Below are 15,427 nucleotides of genomic sequence, written 5' to 3'. Positions count from 1 at the left end.
GTCAGTCCTGCCTGCGCGCGGCGGCGGCGGCCTCGACATGCTCGCGCAGCACGTCGAGGAAGGCGCGCAGCCGGGTGGTGACCGAACGCGCGGAGGGAAACACGACGAAGAGGTCCTTGGCGGGCCCGCGCCAGTCCGGCAGAACCTCCACCAGCCGTCCCGCCGCGATCTCGGGCCGGGCGAGGATCGTGGGGATCTTCGTGACGCCGCCACCCGCCACCGCCGCGTCCCGCGCCGTCAGCATCGAGCCGAAGGTCAGGACCGGGGTGATCCGCAGCACCTCCTCCTCGTCGCCGCGGACGAAGGCCCATTGCCGGATCCAGTGCTGGGGCACGTCGATCAGCGGCATCCCGTCCAGATCGCGCGGGTGGCGCACGGCATCGAGGCCCGGCAGGCCGGGTGCCGCGACGGTGGTCATGGATCCCTTGATGAGCTGCCGCGCGACCAGCGAGGATTCGGGCAGCGGGCCGAAGGCGATGATCGCGTCGAGCTCGGCCTCGATCAGGTCGCCGGGCTGGCGCGAGGTCACCAGCTCGAGCGTGATCTCGGGATAGCGGTGCCGGAAATGCGCCGCGATCGGGCCCATGCTGATCTGCTCGAAAAGCTCCGGCATGCCGACCCGGAGGTGGCCGCGCGGCGCCTGTCCCGCGTCCGTCAGGCGGCGCCGCAGGTCCGAGGCATCGGCCAGCAGGCGCTCCGCCCGGCTCGCCAGCACCTCGCCCTCGGTCGTCACCCGCATGGAGCGCGTCGTGCGCTCCACCAGCCGCACCCCGAGAGAGCTTTCGAGATCCGCCACTTTCTTGGCCACCGTCGACCGCGGTGCCCCGAGGTCACGCGCCGCGGCCGAGAAGCTTCCCGAGCGCACGACCGAGTGAAACACCCGCAAAGCCGTCAGGTCGAAGTCATTGTCCATGATTCTGTCAGCTGTTTTCAGTTCTGCGCCAATTGAACATAGTCTTGTCCGAAGGCATCTCCCGGTGCAACACGCGTTTGACCTCGCCGATCAGGAATCCCATGACCCAGCCCGCCACCGCCGCTCCGCGCCCGGATGCACCGCCTCCCGGCGTCACGCTTGCCATTCTCGGCATCTCGTCGCTCACGGTGATGGCCAACGCCACCATCGCCCCCGCGCTGCCGGGCCTGCGCGACCATTTCGGCGACACGCCTGGGATCGAGACGCTCGCGGGGCTGGTGGTGACGCTGCCCTCGCTCTTTGTCGTTCTGACGGCAGGGCTGTTCGGGATCCTCGCGGACCGCTTCGACAAGCGGCCGCTGGTGATGCTGTCGATGCTGATCTACGCGCTCGGCGGGGCGTCGGGGCTGCTGGCGCAGACGATGGGCTGGATGCTTGCGGGCCGTGTCGCGCTCGGGCTGGGCGTCGCGGGGACGATGACGCTGGCGCAGGCCTATGTCGGCACGCTCTGGCACGGCAGCGCCCGGGACCGCTTCGCGGGGCACCAGGTGGCGGCGATGAACTTCGGCGGGATCATCTTCATGACCGCGGGCGGCGTCATGGCCTCGATCAACTGGCGGCTGCCCTTCGTGATCTATGCGGTCGCGATCCCGATCGGCATCTTCGCCTGGTTCATGCTGAGCCGCGTGCCCGGCCGCTACACCGCCGAGCCGCGCGCCGTGGACGCGCCCGCCGAAGACGAACGCTTCCCCTGGGGGGCCTTCTTCTTCGTCGGACCCTTCGCGGCGATCCTCATGATCACCTTCTACGCCCTGCCGACCCGGCTGCCGTTCCTGCTGGCCGAGCGCGGCATCGGCGGGCCGATCCTGACCGGGCTGGTCCTGTCGACGGTCACGCTGATGTCGATCCCCGGGGCACTGCTCTACGGGCGGATCCGGCGCTTCGTGTCGCCGCGCTCGGTGGTGGCGTTCGGTATGCTGACGCTCGGGGCGGGGCTTCTGGTCATTTCGCGGGCGCATTCGCTGCCGGTCACGATCCTCGGCGTCGCGCTCTGCGGTGCGCCGCTCGGGGTGATGTTCCCGAACTTCATCGCGCTCTTCATGGCGCTGGTGCCGCCGTCGATGCGGGGCCGGGCCTCGGGCCTTCTGACCACCGCGATCTTCGGCGGCCAGTTCCTGTCGCCGCTCGTCTCGGGCCCGCTGGTCGCCGCCTTCGGCCTGTCCGGAGGGCTGATGGCCGTCGCCGTCCTGCCAATCTGCGCGGGGCTCGTCGCGGGGCTGTCCTCGCTGCGCGAGGGGCGTCGGTCGGCCGCGGCCTGAGGCGGCTTTTCGCCCTTTCCACTCTGGCCCATCCATGAGATAGGGAAGCGCCAAACGAGCTGTCCATGGAGATGAGCAATGGAGATTCGTGAGGCCCTCACATTCGATGACGTCCTTCTGGTGCCTGCGGCATCGTCCGTGCTGCCGAGCACGGCCGACACAAGGACTCGCGTCACGAAGGCGATTTCCCTCAACATCCCGTTGCTGAGCTCTGCGATGGACACCGTCACCGAGAGCGCGATGGCGATCTGCATGGCGCAGGCGGGCGGCATGGGCGTGATCCACCGCAACCTCGACATCCAGGCGCAGGCCGACGAGGTCCGCCGTGTCAAGCGCTTCGAGAGCGGCATCGTCTACAAGCCCGTCACCCTGCGCCCCGACCAGACGCTGGCGGATGCGAACGCGCTGCGCGAGCAGTTCAAAGTGACCGGCTTCCCGGTGGTGGACGAGAAGGGCCGCGTCGTCGGCATCGTCACCAACCGCGACATGCGCTTCGCCTCGGACGAGAGAACCCCGGTGCACGCGATGATGACGAAGGACAACCTCGCCATCCTGCACGAACCCGCCGACCGGGACGAGGCGATTTCCCAGATGAAGGCGCGCCGGATCGAGAAGCTGCTCGTCACCGACAAGGACGGCCGGCTGACGGGCCTCCTGACGCTGAAGGACACCGAACAGGCCGTGCTGAACCCGACCGCCTGCAAGGACCACCTCGGCCGGCTGCGCGTCGCCGCCGCCACCACCGTGGGCGATGCGGGCTACGAACGCTCCGCCGCGCTGGTCGATGCGGGCGTCGACATGATCGTCATCGACACCGCGCATGGCCATTCCGAGGGCGTCGCCAGGGCCGTCGAACGCGCCAAGACGCTGTCGAACGAGGTGCAGGTCATCGCCGGCAACGTCGCCACGGCCGAGGCCACCCGCGCGCTGATCGGCGCCGGCGCGGACGCGGTGAAGGTCGGCATCGGCCCGGGCTCGATCTGCACCACCCGCATGGTCGCGGGCGTGGGCGTGCCCCAGCTGACCGCGATCATGGATTGCGCCAGGGCCGCGGGGGACGTCCCCGTGATCGCCGACGGCGGCATCAAGTTCTCGGGCGATTTCGCCAAGGCCATCGCCGCCGGCGCCTCCGTCGCCATGGTCGGCTCGATGATCGCCGGGACCGACGAGAGCCCGGGCGAGGTCATCCTCTACCAGGGCCGGTCCTACAAATCCTACCGCGGCATGGGCTCGCTCGGCGCCATGGCCCGCGGCTCGGCCGACCGCTACTTCCAGAAGGACGCGGCCTCGGACAAGCTCGTCCCCGAGGGGATCGAGGGCCAGGTCCCCTACAAGGGCTCCGCCAACGCCGTCATCCACCAGCTCGTCGGCGGGCTGCGGGCGGCCATGGGCTACACCGGCTGCGCCACGGTCGACGAGATGCGGAACAACTGCCAGTTCGTGAAGATCACCAACGCGGGCCTCAGCGAGAGCCACGTGCACGACGTGCAGATCACCCGCGAAAGCCCGAACTACCGGATCGGCTGAACCGGGGGCTTTGCCGCATCCGGTCGCGCCCCGCGCGTGGCCGGTGCCGCGTTTCCCCCAAGTTCCGACAGCGATGCCGAAAGGGCGCGGCACAAGGGCTGCACGTGCCGGTTTCCCTGCGTGACCGCCGCGAAGACCTCGGGCGCGTCATCGGCGACCATGGCCAGCGCCTCGGCCATCAGGGAAAAGCTCCGGGTGCGGATGCGCGGCGGCTCTCCGAGCGCGGCGAAGGCCCGGGCGAGCAGATGCGTCAGGCCCTGCGTCATCGCCGCCTGCCGGTCGTGGTCCTCGGGCGTGGTCACCACCACATGAAGCCCGAAGCGCCGTCTCAGCACCGCGGCCACGCGGCGCCAGCGGGTGCCGCGCACCGGGCAGAGGACGATCTGCCGCCCGGCCAGCCCCTCCCGCGCGCTCTGCGGGCCGAACATCGGGTGGGTGGCCAGCACCTCGACCGCCTCGGGAAGATGCGTCCGCATCAGGCGTGCGGGCTCTTCCTTCACGGAACAGACGTCGATCACGAGATGGTCCGCCCCGAGATGCGGCGCGAGCCCGGTCAGGCAGGCGGCGAGGGCGGGCACCGGCACCGCAAGAAGGACGATGCCGGGCGGCACGGCCTCGGGCCCCGCCAGCACGGCATGACCCGCGGCCCGCGCCCGCGCCCGGGCCTTGGGGCAGGGATCGAGCACGCAGACCCGCGCCTGCGGTGCGAGGTATCGTGCCGCGAGCTGCCCGAATGCGCCGAAGCCGATGATCGTGAGGGGGGGAAAGTCGGTGAGCATGATCCTGATCCGGAATGGGCGGGCCGGGGTCATGATCTTATTCGTTCGACCGCCGGCTCGGGGGCAGCGGGAACGTGACACGGGGTTCCGCTACCTAGGGCAGCGGGTAATAGGCCATCGAGGTGAGGGTCATCCAGCGTGTCATGCGGTCCGGTTGACCATCTTTCGCAGCGCGCGTCAACCGGCGCTGCTGCGCACGAAGCGCCGGTAGAACGGCCGCATCAGCCCCACGGTCAGCAGGATCCGGTAGATGTGGTGGGCCGAGACGAAGGCGGGGTTGGCGCTCAGCGACAGGGCGATCAGGGCCATCTCGGTCACGCCGCCCGGCGAGAAGCTGATGAGGAGCACGTCGATCGGCTCTCCGGTCGGGCCCTGGGCGAGGGCGGAGAAGCCCAGCCCGATCAGCAGCATGGAACCGACGGAGAGGAACGACAGCCACGCCCCCCGCGCGATCATCCGCATCCCGATGCCGTGGAACCGGGTGCCGAGGAAGGCGCCGATCACCACCTGCGCGGCCGAGATCATGTAGGGCGGCATCTCGATCACCGCGAGCCCCGAGAGCGTCGCGGCCGCGCCGACCAGTAGCGGGCCGACCAGCTGTCCCGCCGGCAGGGGCGTGTACTTGCCCAGAAGCACGCCGATCACCAGCAGCACCGCGACCTCGGGCAGATGCTCGAACCCCGCATCCGCGCGCGAGAGCGTCATGCCCGCCGAGCTGCCGACCGGGTGGCCGTACCAGAACGACAGCCCGACCGGCAGCAGCGTCACCACGAAGATGATCCGCAGGAACTGCTGGAGCGTCACGATATGCTCGACCGCGCCTTCCTGCTCGCCCATCAGCATGGCCTCGATCAGCCCGCCGGGGGTCGAACAGAAATACGCGGTCGCGGGATCGTAGCCGCCGAGGCGCCGAAACACCTGGTAATTGGTGAAGAGCACCAGCGGCACGAAGACCGTGAGGGCAAGGAAGCTCGCCCAGGCATGGCGCAGTTCGGACAGCACGCTCCAGTTCACCTGCGCCCCGATGCTCAGGCCGATGAGCGCGATGAAGACGGCGCGGAAGTCGTTCGGGGTGGTGTAGCCTTCGGGCACCGCGCGGGGCACGAGGATGGTCACGAGGCTGGTCGCGAGCAGCGAGCCCAGCATGTAGGGCAGGGGAAGCCCCACGAGGTTCGCCGCGATACCGCCCGCCGCGCCCAGCAGAACATAGAGCGCGGTGTAGGTGACTTTGGTTCGGAAGGATAGCACGTGAGGGTCCGGTCCGGCGCCTTGGCCGCCGCGACATGCGGCGCCGTAACGTCATCGTCGGATCCGTATGCCCGCGGGGTTTGCGGGATGCAAGGGCACCCGTCGCAAGGGTGTGAAAACGAATTTTGTCGCCTCGACAAGGCACGGTGGCGGTGCAACCTTCGCCCGGGCCGCAGCACCGGACCGACAGCGAGACAGCGATTTGCCGACCAGAGCCGACAGCCGAAAGGCCTTTTTCGCCGTCTTCCCCTCGATCGCGCTGCCCATCTTCATCGCCCTCGTGGACCAGTCGGTGATCACCACCGCGATGCCCTTCGTCGCGGCCGAGCTGGGCGAGGTCGCCAAGATCACCTGGCCGGTCACCGCCTACCTGATCGCCGCCGCCGTGGCCGCGCCGGTCTACGGCCGGCTCGGCGACATGTACGGGCGCAAGCTGATGATGGGCGTCGGGCTCGGCATCTCGACCCTGGGCTCGCTGCTGTGCCATTTCGCGCCCTCGATGGACATGCTGACGCTCTTCCGCGTGGTGCAGGGCCTGGGCGCGGGCGGTCTGATGGCATTGGCAAGCGCCCTGGTCGGACAGGCGGTCGGCGCGCGCGAACGCGGGCGCTACCAGGCCTATATCGCGACGGTCGCGGTCACCGCCAATGCGCTCGGCCCGGTGATCGGCGGGCTGCTGACCGATCATTTCGGCTGGCGCAGCATCTTCCTGCTGAACCCGATCCTCGTCGTCGTGGCGCTGGTGCTGCTGCGGCGGCTGGAGCTGACCAATTCGGCCAGTTCGCGCAAGGGGATCGACATTCTCGGCGCGCTGATCCTCGCCGTGGCCTTCGCGAGCCTCGTCCTCTCCATCGACGCGCTGCGGCAGGGCGGGCTGTCGCAGATCGCGCGGCTCGGCGCCTTCGGGGGGCTGTGCCTTCTCTCCGCCGCGGTGCTTTTCTGGTGGGAGCGGCGGGTCGAGACGCCGCTGCTGCCGCGGCAGGTGTTCCAGAACCCCTCGATCCGGCGCTCGAATGCCATGGCGCTCTGCCAGGGGGCGCTGATCCTCGCCATCCTCGCGCTGCTGCCGGTCTTCCTGCGCGTGCAGCTCGGCATCTCGGCCTCGCAGATCGGCACGGCGCTGGTGCCGATGGTCGCGGCCACGGCGGTCGGCGCCTCGATCACCGGCAAGATGGTCAACGTCACCGGCTGGACGACGCTCTTTCCCGGCATCGGTTTCGCCATGCTGGCGCTGATGCTGGGCAGCTTCGCCCTGATCCATCCGCATCTCGGCCAGATGGGCTATTCCATATGGTTCACCTGCACCACGATCTGGCTGGGCACGGTCATGCCGACGGTTCAGATCATCGTGCTGGCCGAGGGCGAGCCCGAGGATTTCGGCGCCGTGACCTCGGTCACCCAGCTGTCGCGCTCGCTGGGCGCGGCGATCGGCACCGCGATCGTGCCGGTCGTCATGCTGCTGACGCCGGGCTTCGGCCCCCTGCCGCTGGCCGAGCTGCTCGACGGGACCCGCAGCGACGTCTCGATCGCCTGGCCGGCCTTCCGGAACGCCTTCCTCCTGCTGGCGGGCATCGCGGTGCTGGGCGCGGTCATCGCCGCGCGTGTGCCGCTGCGAAAGGTATGATATCGGAATCGCCATGAACCTGTTTCGCCGCGCTTTTCTCGCCTTCTCGCTTGCCCTCGTCCTGCCGGCTGCCGCCCGGGCCGAGAAGGTCTATGTCTACGCCGCGGCCAGCCTGAAGGAGGCGATGGACGCGCTCGTGCCCGCCTTCGCCGAGGCGAGCCGGCACGAGGCGGTGGTCTCGCTCGCCGGGTCCTCGGCGCTGGCCCGGCAGATCGCGCAGGGCGCGCCCGCCGGGGTCTTCCTGTCGGCCAATGTCGGCTGGATGGACCAGCTCGGGGCCGAGGGGATGCTGGTGAAGGGCACCCGGCGCGACATCCTCGGGAACGGCCTGGTGCTGATCGCACCCGGGGCGGAGGGGGCGTCCGAGAGCGCGCCCGTCGGTCCCGGCTTCGACTTCGCCGGACATCTCGCGGGCGGGCGGCTGGCCATGGCGCTGGTCGATGCGGTGCCCGCGGGGATCTACGGCCGGATGGCGCTCGAATCCCTCGGGGTGTGGGAGGCGCTCGCGCCGCAGGTGGCGCAGGTCGACAATGCCCGCGCCGCGCTGGCGCTCGTCGCCGCCGGCGAGGCGCCGCTCGGGATCGTCTATGCGACCGACGCGCAGGCCGAGCCCGGCGTCCATGTCGTCGCACGCTTCGCCGAGGACTCCCATCCGCCGATCATCTACCCGGCGGCCGCCACCGACGGGTCGGGCGAGGGGGCACGCGCCTTCCTCAAGTTCCTGGGCAGCGCCGAGGCGCAGGACATCTTCACCCGGCTGGGATTCGCCACGCTCCACGAATGAACGGGCCGTTGCCGCAGATGTGAACGTCCGGCATCGGGCGCCCTTGCGGGCGTCTGAACGGGGGTTTTCGGATGGGGGATAGTGGCGGAGAGACAGGGATTCGAACCCTGGGAGGGCTTGCACCCTCAACGGTTTTCGAGACCGCCCCGTTCGACCACTCCGGCACCTCTCCGCGGGGGTCTGGAAGGCCCGAGTAGTGGATTCCTCTCCGGGCTGCAAGAGGGGTTTTGCATTGCAAGTGCACGAAGATGTCCTAGGATCCCGCGACATCCGAGGTGAGCAGAAAAGGACTTTGGATCATGCGTCTGCTGCAACGTGGCGTCACCCTTCTTCACATGGCGGTTCTCCTGGTTCTGACGGCGGCGGCCGTCCAGGCGGCGGACCGTGACCGGGTGCGCGCCTTCCTGAACGTCACCGGATTCGACGTGGCGCTCGAGAGCATCAAGCTCTCGGCCGCCGACGCGCCCGCCATGCTGGGCGTGAACGCGCAGGATTTCGGGGCAAGCTGGACGCAGCTCGCGCACGAGGTCTTCGATGTCGAGCTGATGAAGGAGATGGGGGTCGATATCCTCGAAGAGGCTCTGAGCGACGAGGCGCTGGCCCATGCGGCCGAGTTCTATGCGACCGACCTCGGCCAGCGGCTGGTCGAGGCCGAGAACGAGTCGCACCTCGCCGACCGCGACGAGAAGCGCGAGCTGGGCGAGACGCTGATCGAACGGCTCAAGGCCGAGGAGCCGGAGCGGGTCGCGATTCTCGACCGGATGATGAAGGCGATCGGATCCGCCGAATCCACCTGGAAGGCGTCGAACGAGATCCAGATCCGCTTCCTGATGGCCGCCGCGGATGCCGGGATCGTCACCCTCAAGACCGACGAGGAGGGGATGCGCGCCATGCAGGAGGAGCGCAAGGAAGAGGGGCTCGAGTCGATCCGGCAGGGCGGCCTGCGCGGCTCTGCCCTCACCTATCGCGATTTCTCGAACGAAGAGCTCGAGACCTATGCCGAGGCACTGGAGGATCCGCTGATGCGGGAGGTCTATGACCTGATGAACGCGGTTCAGTTCGAGGTCATGGCGAACCGCTTCGAGGTGGTCGCCAGCCGGATGCGCGGGCTCGACCCCGGGCAGGAGCTGTGATGGCGCCCGTCGCATTCCTGGTCCGGCCGCTGGTCTTGCTGGCGGCCATCCTCGCGCTTTCCGCGCCGCTGCGCGCCGACGTGCCGCGCGGGTTCGACCGGCTGTGGGATGCGCTCGGCCTCTCGCCTCTGGTCGAGGTGATGCAGGAGGAGGGGCTCTCGCAGACCGAGTCGCTGGGCTTCGAATACCTGCCATACCCGCCGGGCGACGGCTGGACCGCGCTGACCCGCCGCATCTACGATGCCGAGAAGATGGAAGTGGCCATGCGCCGCGCCTTCGGGGCCGCGCTTGGCGAGGGCGCGGTGGACGGGCTCACCGAGTTCTTCGAATCCCCCGAGGGCCGGCGTATCGTCGAACTGGAGCTGGCCGCGCGGCGCGACTTCCTCGACCCCGCGGTCGAGGAGAAGGCGCGCGAGGCGCTGACCGCGCCCGGGGCCGAGGACGGGCGGCTGGCGCTGATCGACGAATACATCGCGGTGAACGACCTCGTGGAGTTCAACGTGATGGGCGCGCTCAACTCGAACTTCAGCTTCTTCCAGGGCCTCGCCGAGGGCGGCGGCATCGACATCGCCGAGGACGAGATGCTGGCGCAGGTCTGGTCGCAGGAGGAGAGCACCCGCGTCGACACCCGCGAATGGCTGCGCGCCTATCTGCACCATGCCTATGCGGGTCTTTCGGACGACGAGCTGCGCGCCTATATCGCGCTCTCGGGCTCGCCCGAGGGCCAGCGCCTGAACCGGGCCCTTTTCCAGGGATTCGAACGCATGTACGACGACATCTACTATGCGCTCGGGCTTGCGGTGGCGGACCAGATGGACACGCAGGATCTTTGATCCCGGCCCTTGACTTGCCCCGCCGTCCCGCGCATAAGCCGGGCTTCCGACGGATCCCCCCGGGCTTCGGCGGTCAATCGTAATGTCGCCCCATGCCGGGGCGCGCTGTCCGCAGGCGGGGAAGAGCCCCGAAAACACCCAGGTTTGGGGGCCACAGGACGCGGTGAAGAAGGAAGAGCATCATGTTTGCGGTCCTCAAGACCGGCGGAAAGCAGTACCGGGTCCAGTCCGGCGACGTGCTCCGCGTGGAAAAGCTGGCGGCCGACGCCGGTGAGACGGTTCAGTTCAACGAAGTGCTGATGCTGGGCGGTGACAACACCGTTCTCGGCGCGCCTCTCATTGACGACGCGGCCGTGCAGGCCGAGGTCATCGACCAGATCAAGGGCGAGAAGACGATCAACTTCGTCCGTCGCCGTCGTAAGCATTCGTCGAAGCGCACCAAGGGCCACCGTCAGCAACTGACGCTGCTCCGCGTGACCGACATCCTGTCCTCGGGCGCCGCCAAGTCCGGCGTGAAGGCTGCAGTCGGCGCCGCAGGTGCCGCCGTGACCTCCGCTCCGAAGGCCGACAAGAAAGCCGCGGCTCCGAAAGCCGAGACGAAAGCCGAAGCCCCGGCCGCAGCAGGCGACGACCTGACCGCGATCACCGGTGTCGGCCCCGCCGCGCAGAAGAAGCTGAACGAAGCCGGCATCACCACCTACGCCCAGATGGCCCAGATCGACCCGGACACCTTTGACGCCGTCAAGGTGAAGCCCGAGTGGGTCGAACAGGCCAAAGACCTGGCGAAGTAAGAGGAGACACGACCAATGGCACACAAGAAAGCTGGCGGTAGCTCCCGCAACGGCCGCGACTCTGCGGGTCGCCGCCTCGGCATCAAGAAATACGGCGGTGAATCTGTCATCTCCGGGAACATCATCGCACGTCAGCGCGGCACCCGCTGGTGGCCGGGCGAGGGCGTCGGCCTGGGCAAGGATCACACGATCTTCGCCACCGTCGACGGCAACGTGAAGTTCCACAAGGGCCTCAAGGGCCGCACCTTTATTTCGGTCCTCCCAGCGGTGGAGGCCGCGGAGTAAGCCGACCTTAAGGTCTGATGAACAGATAGGGGATCGGCAGGCAGCCGGTCCCCTTTCGTGTTGAGGGGCTGTAGAGGAGAGTAGCCCGTGAAACATGAACAGATCCTGTCGCAGCCCGTGGTGGAAACCGACGGATTCGTGCTGCGTCCGCCGCGCGTCTCGGATGCCGGCCTGATCCGGATGCATACGTCCGACGAACGCGTGGCCCGCGCCACCCGGTCGATCCCGCACCCGTTGCCACCGGGCACGACCGAGGATTTCATCCGCCGTGCCCAGGCCGAGGTGCGGGAGGAGGACGTCTGGGTCATCGACGCCTCGCTCAAGGGCGGGCCGGAGGTGCTGGGCACCATCGGGCTGACCCGGATGGAGGGCAACCAGGCCGAGATCGCCTATTGGGTCTCTCCGGCCTACTGGAACACCGGCGTGGCCTCGGCCGCGGTCGCCGCCATCGTCGAGGCGAACCCGCTGGACTGCCGGACGCTCTTCGCCAGTGTCTTCCAGGACAACCCCGCTTCGGCCCGGGTGCTGACGAACTGCGGTTTCCAGTATATCGGAGACGCGGAAAGCTATTCGGTGGCCCGCAAGGCCGTCGTCGCCACATGGACCTACAGCCGCGCGCTCGAGGCCCGAAAACAGGATTGAGCCGCCGGGCGCTTCGGAATCGAGCGACCTTTGCGGCAGGAGAACGACCATGAAGTTTCTCGATCTCGCAAAGGTCTACATTCGCTCCGGCGCGGGCGGCGGCGGTGCCGTATCGTTCCGGCGCGAGAAGTTCATCGAATTCGGCGGGCCCGACGGCGGGGACGGCGGACGTGGCGGCGACGTCTGGGCCGAGGCCGTGGACGGGCTCAACACCCTCATCGACTTCCGCTACCAGCAGCATTTCTTCGCCGAGAACGGCCAGCACGGCATGGGCCGGAACCGGACCGGGCACAACGGCGAGGACATCGTCCTGCGCGTGCCCGTCGGCACCGAGATCCTCGACGAGGACGAAGAGACGGTGATCGCCGACATGACCGAGGTTGGCCAGCGCGTCCGGCTGGCCAAGGGCGGCAACGGCGGCTTCGGCAACGCCTATTTCAAGACGTCCACCAACCAGGCGCCGCGGCGTGCCAACCCCGGGCAGGAGGCCGTCGAGCGCACGATCTGGCTGCGGCTCAAGCTGATCGCGGATGTCGGGCTGCTCGGCCTGCCGAACGCGGGGAAATCCACCTTCCTCGCCGCGACCTCGAACGCGCGGCCCAAGGTGGCGGATTACCCCTTCACCACGCTGCACCCGAACCTCGGGGTCGTCGGCGTCGACGGGGCGGAATTCGTGGTCGCCGATATTCCCGGCCTGATCGAGGGCGCCTCCGAGGGCAAGGGTCTGGGCGACCTCTTCCTCGGCCATATCGAACGCTGTGCGGTGCTGCTGCACCTGGTGGACGGCACCTCGGGCACGTTGCTGGAAGACTACCGCACGATCCTCAACGAGGTGGAGACCTACGGCGCGGGCCTGGCCGAGAAGCCGCGCGTGACCGTCCTGAACAAGATCGACGCGCTCGACGACGAGGAACGCGTCTTCCTGAAGGACGAGCTCGAGGCGGTAGCGGGCGCGGAGGTCATGCTGATGTCCGGCGCGACCGGCGAGGGCACGACCGAGGTGCTCCGCGCCCTGCGGTCCCGTATCTCGGCCGATCGCCTGCGGCAACGCGCCGAGGCCGCCGTGGAGGACGAGGAGGACGCGTCTTGGCAGCCCTGAGCGAACCCGTCGCGCTGCCCCGGCTGGACGCGGCGAAGCGGCTGGTCGTCAAGATCGGCTCCGCGCTGCTGGTCGACCGCGTCACCGGGCAGCTGCGGGCGGATTGGCTCGAAAGCCTCGCGGCCGACGTGGCCCGGATCCGGGCGCGCGGCACGGACGTCGTTCTGGTCTCTTCCGGCTCCATCGCGCTCGGGCGCGGCGTTCTGGGCCTGGGGCAGGGCGTTCTGGCGCTGGAACATGCCCAGGCGGCCGCGGCGGTCGGGCAGGTGGGTCTGGCCGCCGCCTATGAGCGGGTTCTGGGGGCGCACCAGATCAAGATCGCGCAGGTGCTGGTGACGCTCGAGGACAGCGCGGACCGCCGCCGCTACCTCAACCAGCGCGCCACGCTCGAGACCCTGCTGGGCTTCGGCGTCGTGCCCATCGTCAACGAGAACGACACCGTCGCGACCGACGAAATCCGCTATGGCGACAACGACCGGCTGGCGGCGCAGGTCGCGGTCACCGTGGGCGCGGACCAGCTGGTGCTGCTTTCGGACGTCGACGGCTTCTACACCGCGAACCCGGCCGATGACGCGACCGCCCGCCGCTTCGACGTGATCGACCACATCACCCCCGAGATGGAGGGGATGGCGGGCGACGCAGGATCCGGCCTGTCGAAGGGCGGGATGAAGACCAAGGTGCTGGCCGCCAAGACCGCGACGGCGGCGGGCTGCGCGCTCTGCATCACGCTGGGCAGCCACCAGAACCCGCTCAGCCGGCTGGAGGACGGGGCGAACGCCACCTGGTTCACGGCGCAGGGCGATCCGCAGGCGGCGCGGAAACGCTGGATCGGCGCGATGAAGGCGAAGGGCACGCTGGTGCTGGACGAGGGCGCCGTCACCGCGATGCGGCAGGGCAGATCGCTGCTGCCCGCGGGCGTCACCCGGGTCACGGGGCGTTTCGGGCGCGGGGAGGCGGTTGCGATCGCCGGGCCCGGCGGCGAGGTGCTGGCCATCGGGCTGACACGCTATACTTCCGAGGAGGCGCAGGCGATCAAGGGGCATCGCAGCCACGAGATCGAGGCGCTGCTCGGCTACCCCGGACGGGCCGCTCTGGTCCATCGGGACGACATGGCAATCTGAGCGAAAGGCTTTGAGATGAAGGACATGGACAACATACCCGAAGTGATGCGCGAACTGGGCGAGAACGCCCGCGCGGCCGCGGCGGTTCTGGCCTTCACCCCAGCCGAGGCGAAGCGGCTGGCGCTGGAAGCCGCCGCCGACGCGGTTTGGGAAAAGCGTGAGGAGATCCTCGCAGCCAACGGAAAAGACATGGAATTCGGCCGGGAGAAGGGTCTCACCGACGCCATGCTCGACCGGCTCAGGCTGGACGAGGCGCGGATCGAGGGCATCGTCGCGGGGCTGCGCGCGGTCGCCGCCCAGACGGATCCGGTCGGCCAGGTGATCGCGGAATGGGACATGCCCACGGGGCTCAACATCCGCCGCGTACGCACGCCTCTGGGCGTCGTCGGCGTGATCTATGAAAGCCGGCCCAACGTGACCGCCGACGCGGGCGCGCTCTGCCTGAAATCCGGCAATGCGGTGATCCTGCGCGGCGGGTCCGAGAGCTTCCATTCCTCGGGCGCGATCCATGCCTGCCTCGTCGAGGGGCTCCGCGTCGCGGGCCTGCCCGAGGCCGCGATCCAGCGGGTGCCGACCCGGGACCGCGCGGCGGTGAGCGAGATGCTGGGCATGGTCGAACATATCGACGTCATCGTGCCCCGCGGCGGCAAGGGCCTCGTCGGCCTCGTCCAGCGCGAGGCGCGGGTGCCGGTCTTCGCGCATCTGGAGGGCATCTGCCACATCTACGTGGGCGCCGACGCGGATCCGGCGATGGCCGTCGAGGTCGTGCTGAACGCCAAGACCCGGCGGACGGGGATCTGCGGGGCGATGGAATGCCTGCTGATCGACAGCGCCTTCCGCGCGCGCCACGGCGACGCGGTGGTCGAAGCGCTGGTCGCGGCGGGCGTCGAGGTGCGCGGGGCAGGGGCGCTCTCTGCGATCGAGGGCGTGGTCGAGGCAAGGCCGGAGGATTTCGGGACCGAGTTCCTCGACATGATCTGCGCGGCGAGGATCGTCGACGGGGTCGAGGAGGCGGTGGAGCATATCCGCACCTATGGCTCCAGCCACACCGAGGCGATCATCACCGCCGACGACGCGGCCGCGGCCTATTTCTTCGACCGGCTCGACAGCGCGATCCTGATGCGCAACGCCTCGACCCAGTTCGCCGATGGTGGCGAGTTCGGGATGGGGGCCGAGATCGGCATCGCCACGGGCAAGATGCATGCGCGCGGCCCCGTGGGCGCGGAGCAGCTGACGAGCTTCAAGTATCTCGTGGTCGGGAAGGGAGCCCTCAGGGCCTGACTTCGCGCGCCCTCGGGCGCGCGGAGCCTCCGGCGGGGATATTCCGGG

The 15,427-nt window shown here is 69.1% G+C and carries 15 protein-coding genes and 1 tRNA gene; 12 read left to right on the top strand and 4 right to left on the bottom strand.

All coding sequences use genetic code 11. The features are described 5' to 3' along the window. Position 1: 1 nt before the first annotated feature. The gene (locus Q344_RS0105300) at positions 2–913 is read right to left on the bottom strand and encodes a LysR family transcriptional regulator (protein WP_028285770.1); all 912 of its coding nucleotides are present in this window, start codon (positions 911–913) and stop codon (positions 2–4) included. 101 nt (positions 914–1,014) lie between these two features. On the opposite strand from Q344_RS0105300, the gene Q344_RS23135 reads away from it, so the two are divergent. Further along, entirely contained in the window at positions 1,015–2,232 is a 1,218-nt protein-coding gene (locus tag Q344_RS23135; RefSeq protein ID WP_051630287.1) for an MFS transporter, read from the top strand. A gap of 78 nt (positions 2,233–2,310) precedes the next feature. Beyond that, on the top strand, positions 2,311–3,759 hold the full coding sequence (guaB, locus tag Q344_RS0105290) for an IMP dehydrogenase (protein WP_028285769.1): 1,449 nt from the start codon (positions 2,311–2,313) through the stop codon (positions 3,757–3,759). Here the strand turns inward: guaB and Q344_RS23130 are convergent. Together Q344_RS23130 and Q344_RS23125 are read right to left on the bottom strand one after the other, a co-directional pair. Beyond that, positions 3,744–4,538 carry a prephenate dehydrogenase gene (locus Q344_RS23130; protein WP_169739176.1) on the bottom strand — a complete coding sequence of 265 codons (795 nt, stop codon included), beginning with the start codon at positions 4,536–4,538 and terminating at the stop codon, positions 3,744–3,746. The genes guaB and Q344_RS23130 overlap by 16 nt on opposite strands. A 177-nt stretch (positions 4,539–4,715) precedes the next feature. Then, positions 4,716–5,786, bottom strand: a complete 1,071-nt coding sequence (locus tag Q344_RS23125; RefSeq protein ID WP_036538352.1) for an AbrB family transcriptional regulator — start codon at positions 5,784–5,786, stop codon at positions 4,716–4,718. A 202-nt stretch (positions 5,787–5,988) separates the two neighbouring features. On the opposite strand from Q344_RS23125, the gene Q344_RS0105275 reads away from it, so the two are divergent. Beyond that, entirely contained in the window at positions 5,989–7,410 is a 1,422-nt protein-coding gene (locus Q344_RS0105275; protein WP_028285768.1) for an MFS transporter, read from the top strand. A 13-nt stretch (positions 7,411–7,423) separates the two neighbouring features. Further along, positions 7,424–8,194 carry a molybdate ABC transporter substrate-binding protein gene (modA, locus tag Q344_RS0105270; RefSeq protein WP_084178299.1) on the top strand — a complete coding sequence of 257 codons (771 nt, stop codon included), beginning with the start codon at positions 7,424–7,426 and terminating at the stop codon, positions 8,192–8,194. A gap of 82 nt (positions 8,195–8,276) precedes the next feature. Here modA and Q344_RS0105265 read toward each other — a convergent pair. Further along, positions 8,277–8,366 (bottom strand) — tRNA-Ser (locus Q344_RS0105265). Positions 8,367–8,493: 127 nt separating this feature from the next. Here Q344_RS0105265 and Q344_RS0105260 point away from each other — a divergent pair. From Q344_RS0105260 to Q344_RS0105225, 8 genes are all read left to right on the top strand, one after another. After that, entirely contained in the window at positions 8,494–9,327 is an 834-nt protein-coding gene (locus Q344_RS0105260) for a DUF2059 domain-containing protein (protein ID WP_036538350.1), read from the top strand. After that, positions 9,327–10,160 carry a DUF2059 domain-containing protein gene (locus Q344_RS0105255; protein WP_036538347.1) on the top strand — a complete coding sequence of 278 codons (834 nt, stop codon included), beginning with the start codon at positions 9,327–9,329 and terminating at the stop codon, positions 10,158–10,160. Before Q344_RS0105260 ends, Q344_RS0105255 begins: the two co-directional genes overlap by 1 nt. 182 nt (positions 10,161–10,342) lie before the next feature. Continuing rightward, on the top strand, positions 10,343–10,951 hold the full coding sequence (locus Q344_RS0105250; protein ID WP_028285764.1) for a 50S ribosomal protein L21: 609 nt from the start codon (positions 10,343–10,345) through the stop codon (positions 10,949–10,951). Between the two features lie 15 nt (positions 10,952–10,966). Then, positions 10,967–11,236: a 50S ribosomal protein L27 gene (gene rpmA / locus Q344_RS0105245; RefSeq protein ID WP_028285763.1), complete on the top strand. Its 270-nt coding sequence runs from the start codon at positions 10,967–10,969 to the stop codon at positions 11,234–11,236. 87 nt (positions 11,237–11,323) lie between these two features. Further along, the gene (locus Q344_RS0105240) at positions 11,324–11,878 is read left to right on the top strand and encodes a GNAT family N-acetyltransferase (protein ID WP_028285762.1); all 555 of its coding nucleotides are present in this window, start codon (positions 11,324–11,326) and stop codon (positions 11,876–11,878) included. Between the two features lie 49 nt (positions 11,879–11,927). Then, positions 11,928–12,977, top strand: coding sequence for a GTPase ObgE (gene obgE, locus Q344_RS0105235; RefSeq protein WP_028285761.1), 1,050 nt, complete (start codon positions 11,928–11,930; stop codon positions 12,975–12,977). 14 nt (positions 12,978–12,991) lie between these two features. Next, complete coding sequence (gene proB / locus Q344_RS0105230; RefSeq protein ID WP_028285760.1) at positions 12,992–14,098, top strand: glutamate 5-kinase; 1,107 nt, start codon at positions 12,992–12,994, stop codon at positions 14,096–14,098. 15 nt (positions 14,099–14,113) lie between these two features. Beyond that, complete coding sequence (locus tag Q344_RS0105225) at positions 14,114–15,379, top strand: glutamate-5-semialdehyde dehydrogenase (RefSeq protein ID WP_028285759.1); 1,266 nt, start codon at positions 14,114–14,116, stop codon at positions 15,377–15,379. Positions 15,380–15,427: the final 48 nt, after the last annotated feature.

The sequence above is a fragment of the Pseudooceanicola nanhaiensis DSM 18065 genome (genome assembly GCF_000688295.1).
GTDB classification, from domain to species: domain Bacteria; phylum Pseudomonadota; class Alphaproteobacteria; order Rhodobacterales; family Rhodobacteraceae; genus Pseudooceanicola; species Pseudooceanicola nanhaiensis.
Note: the sequence above shows the minus strand (reverse complement) of the source record. Positions and strands in the feature narration are given on the sequence as shown.

Bases quoted from the DNA above. Each gene is read 5' to 3' on its own strand.
- Q344_RS0105260 (WP_036538350.1), top strand. From the start codon at position 8,494: ATGCGTCTGCTGCAACGTGGCGTCACCCTTCTTCACATGGCGGTTCTC.
- Q344_RS0105250 (WP_028285764.1), top strand. From the start codon at position 10,343: ATGTTTGCGGTCCTCAAGACCGGCGGAAAGCAGTACCGGGTCCAGTCC.
- Q344_RS23130 (WP_169739176.1), bottom strand. From the start codon at position 4,538: ATGCTCACCGACTTTCCCCCCCTCACGATCATCGGCTTCGGCGCATTC.
- Q344_RS0105300 (WP_028285770.1), bottom strand. From the start codon at position 913: ATGGACAATGACTTCGACCTGACGGCTTTGCGGGTGTTTCACTCGGTC.
- modA (WP_084178299.1), top strand. From the start codon at position 7,424: ATGAACCTGTTTCGCCGCGCTTTTCTCGCCTTCTCGCTTGCCCTCGTC.
- obgE (WP_028285761.1), top strand. From the start codon at position 11,928: ATGAAGTTTCTCGATCTCGCAAAGGTCTACATTCGCTCCGGCGCGGGC.
- Q344_RS0105255 (WP_036538347.1), top strand. From the start codon at position 9,327: ATGGCGCCCGTCGCATTCCTGGTCCGGCCGCTGGTCTTGCTGGCGGCC.
- guaB (WP_028285769.1), top strand. From the start codon at position 2,311: ATGGAGATTCGTGAGGCCCTCACATTCGATGACGTCCTTCTGGTGCCT.
- Q344_RS0105225 (WP_028285759.1), top strand. From the start codon at position 14,114: ATGAAGGACATGGACAACATACCCGAAGTGATGCGCGAACTGGGCGAG.
- Q344_RS23135 (WP_051630287.1), top strand. From the start codon at position 1,015: ATGACCCAGCCCGCCACCGCCGCTCCGCGCCCGGATGCACCGCCTCCC.
- rpmA (WP_028285763.1), top strand. From the start codon at position 10,967: ATGGCACACAAGAAAGCTGGCGGTAGCTCCCGCAACGGCCGCGACTCT.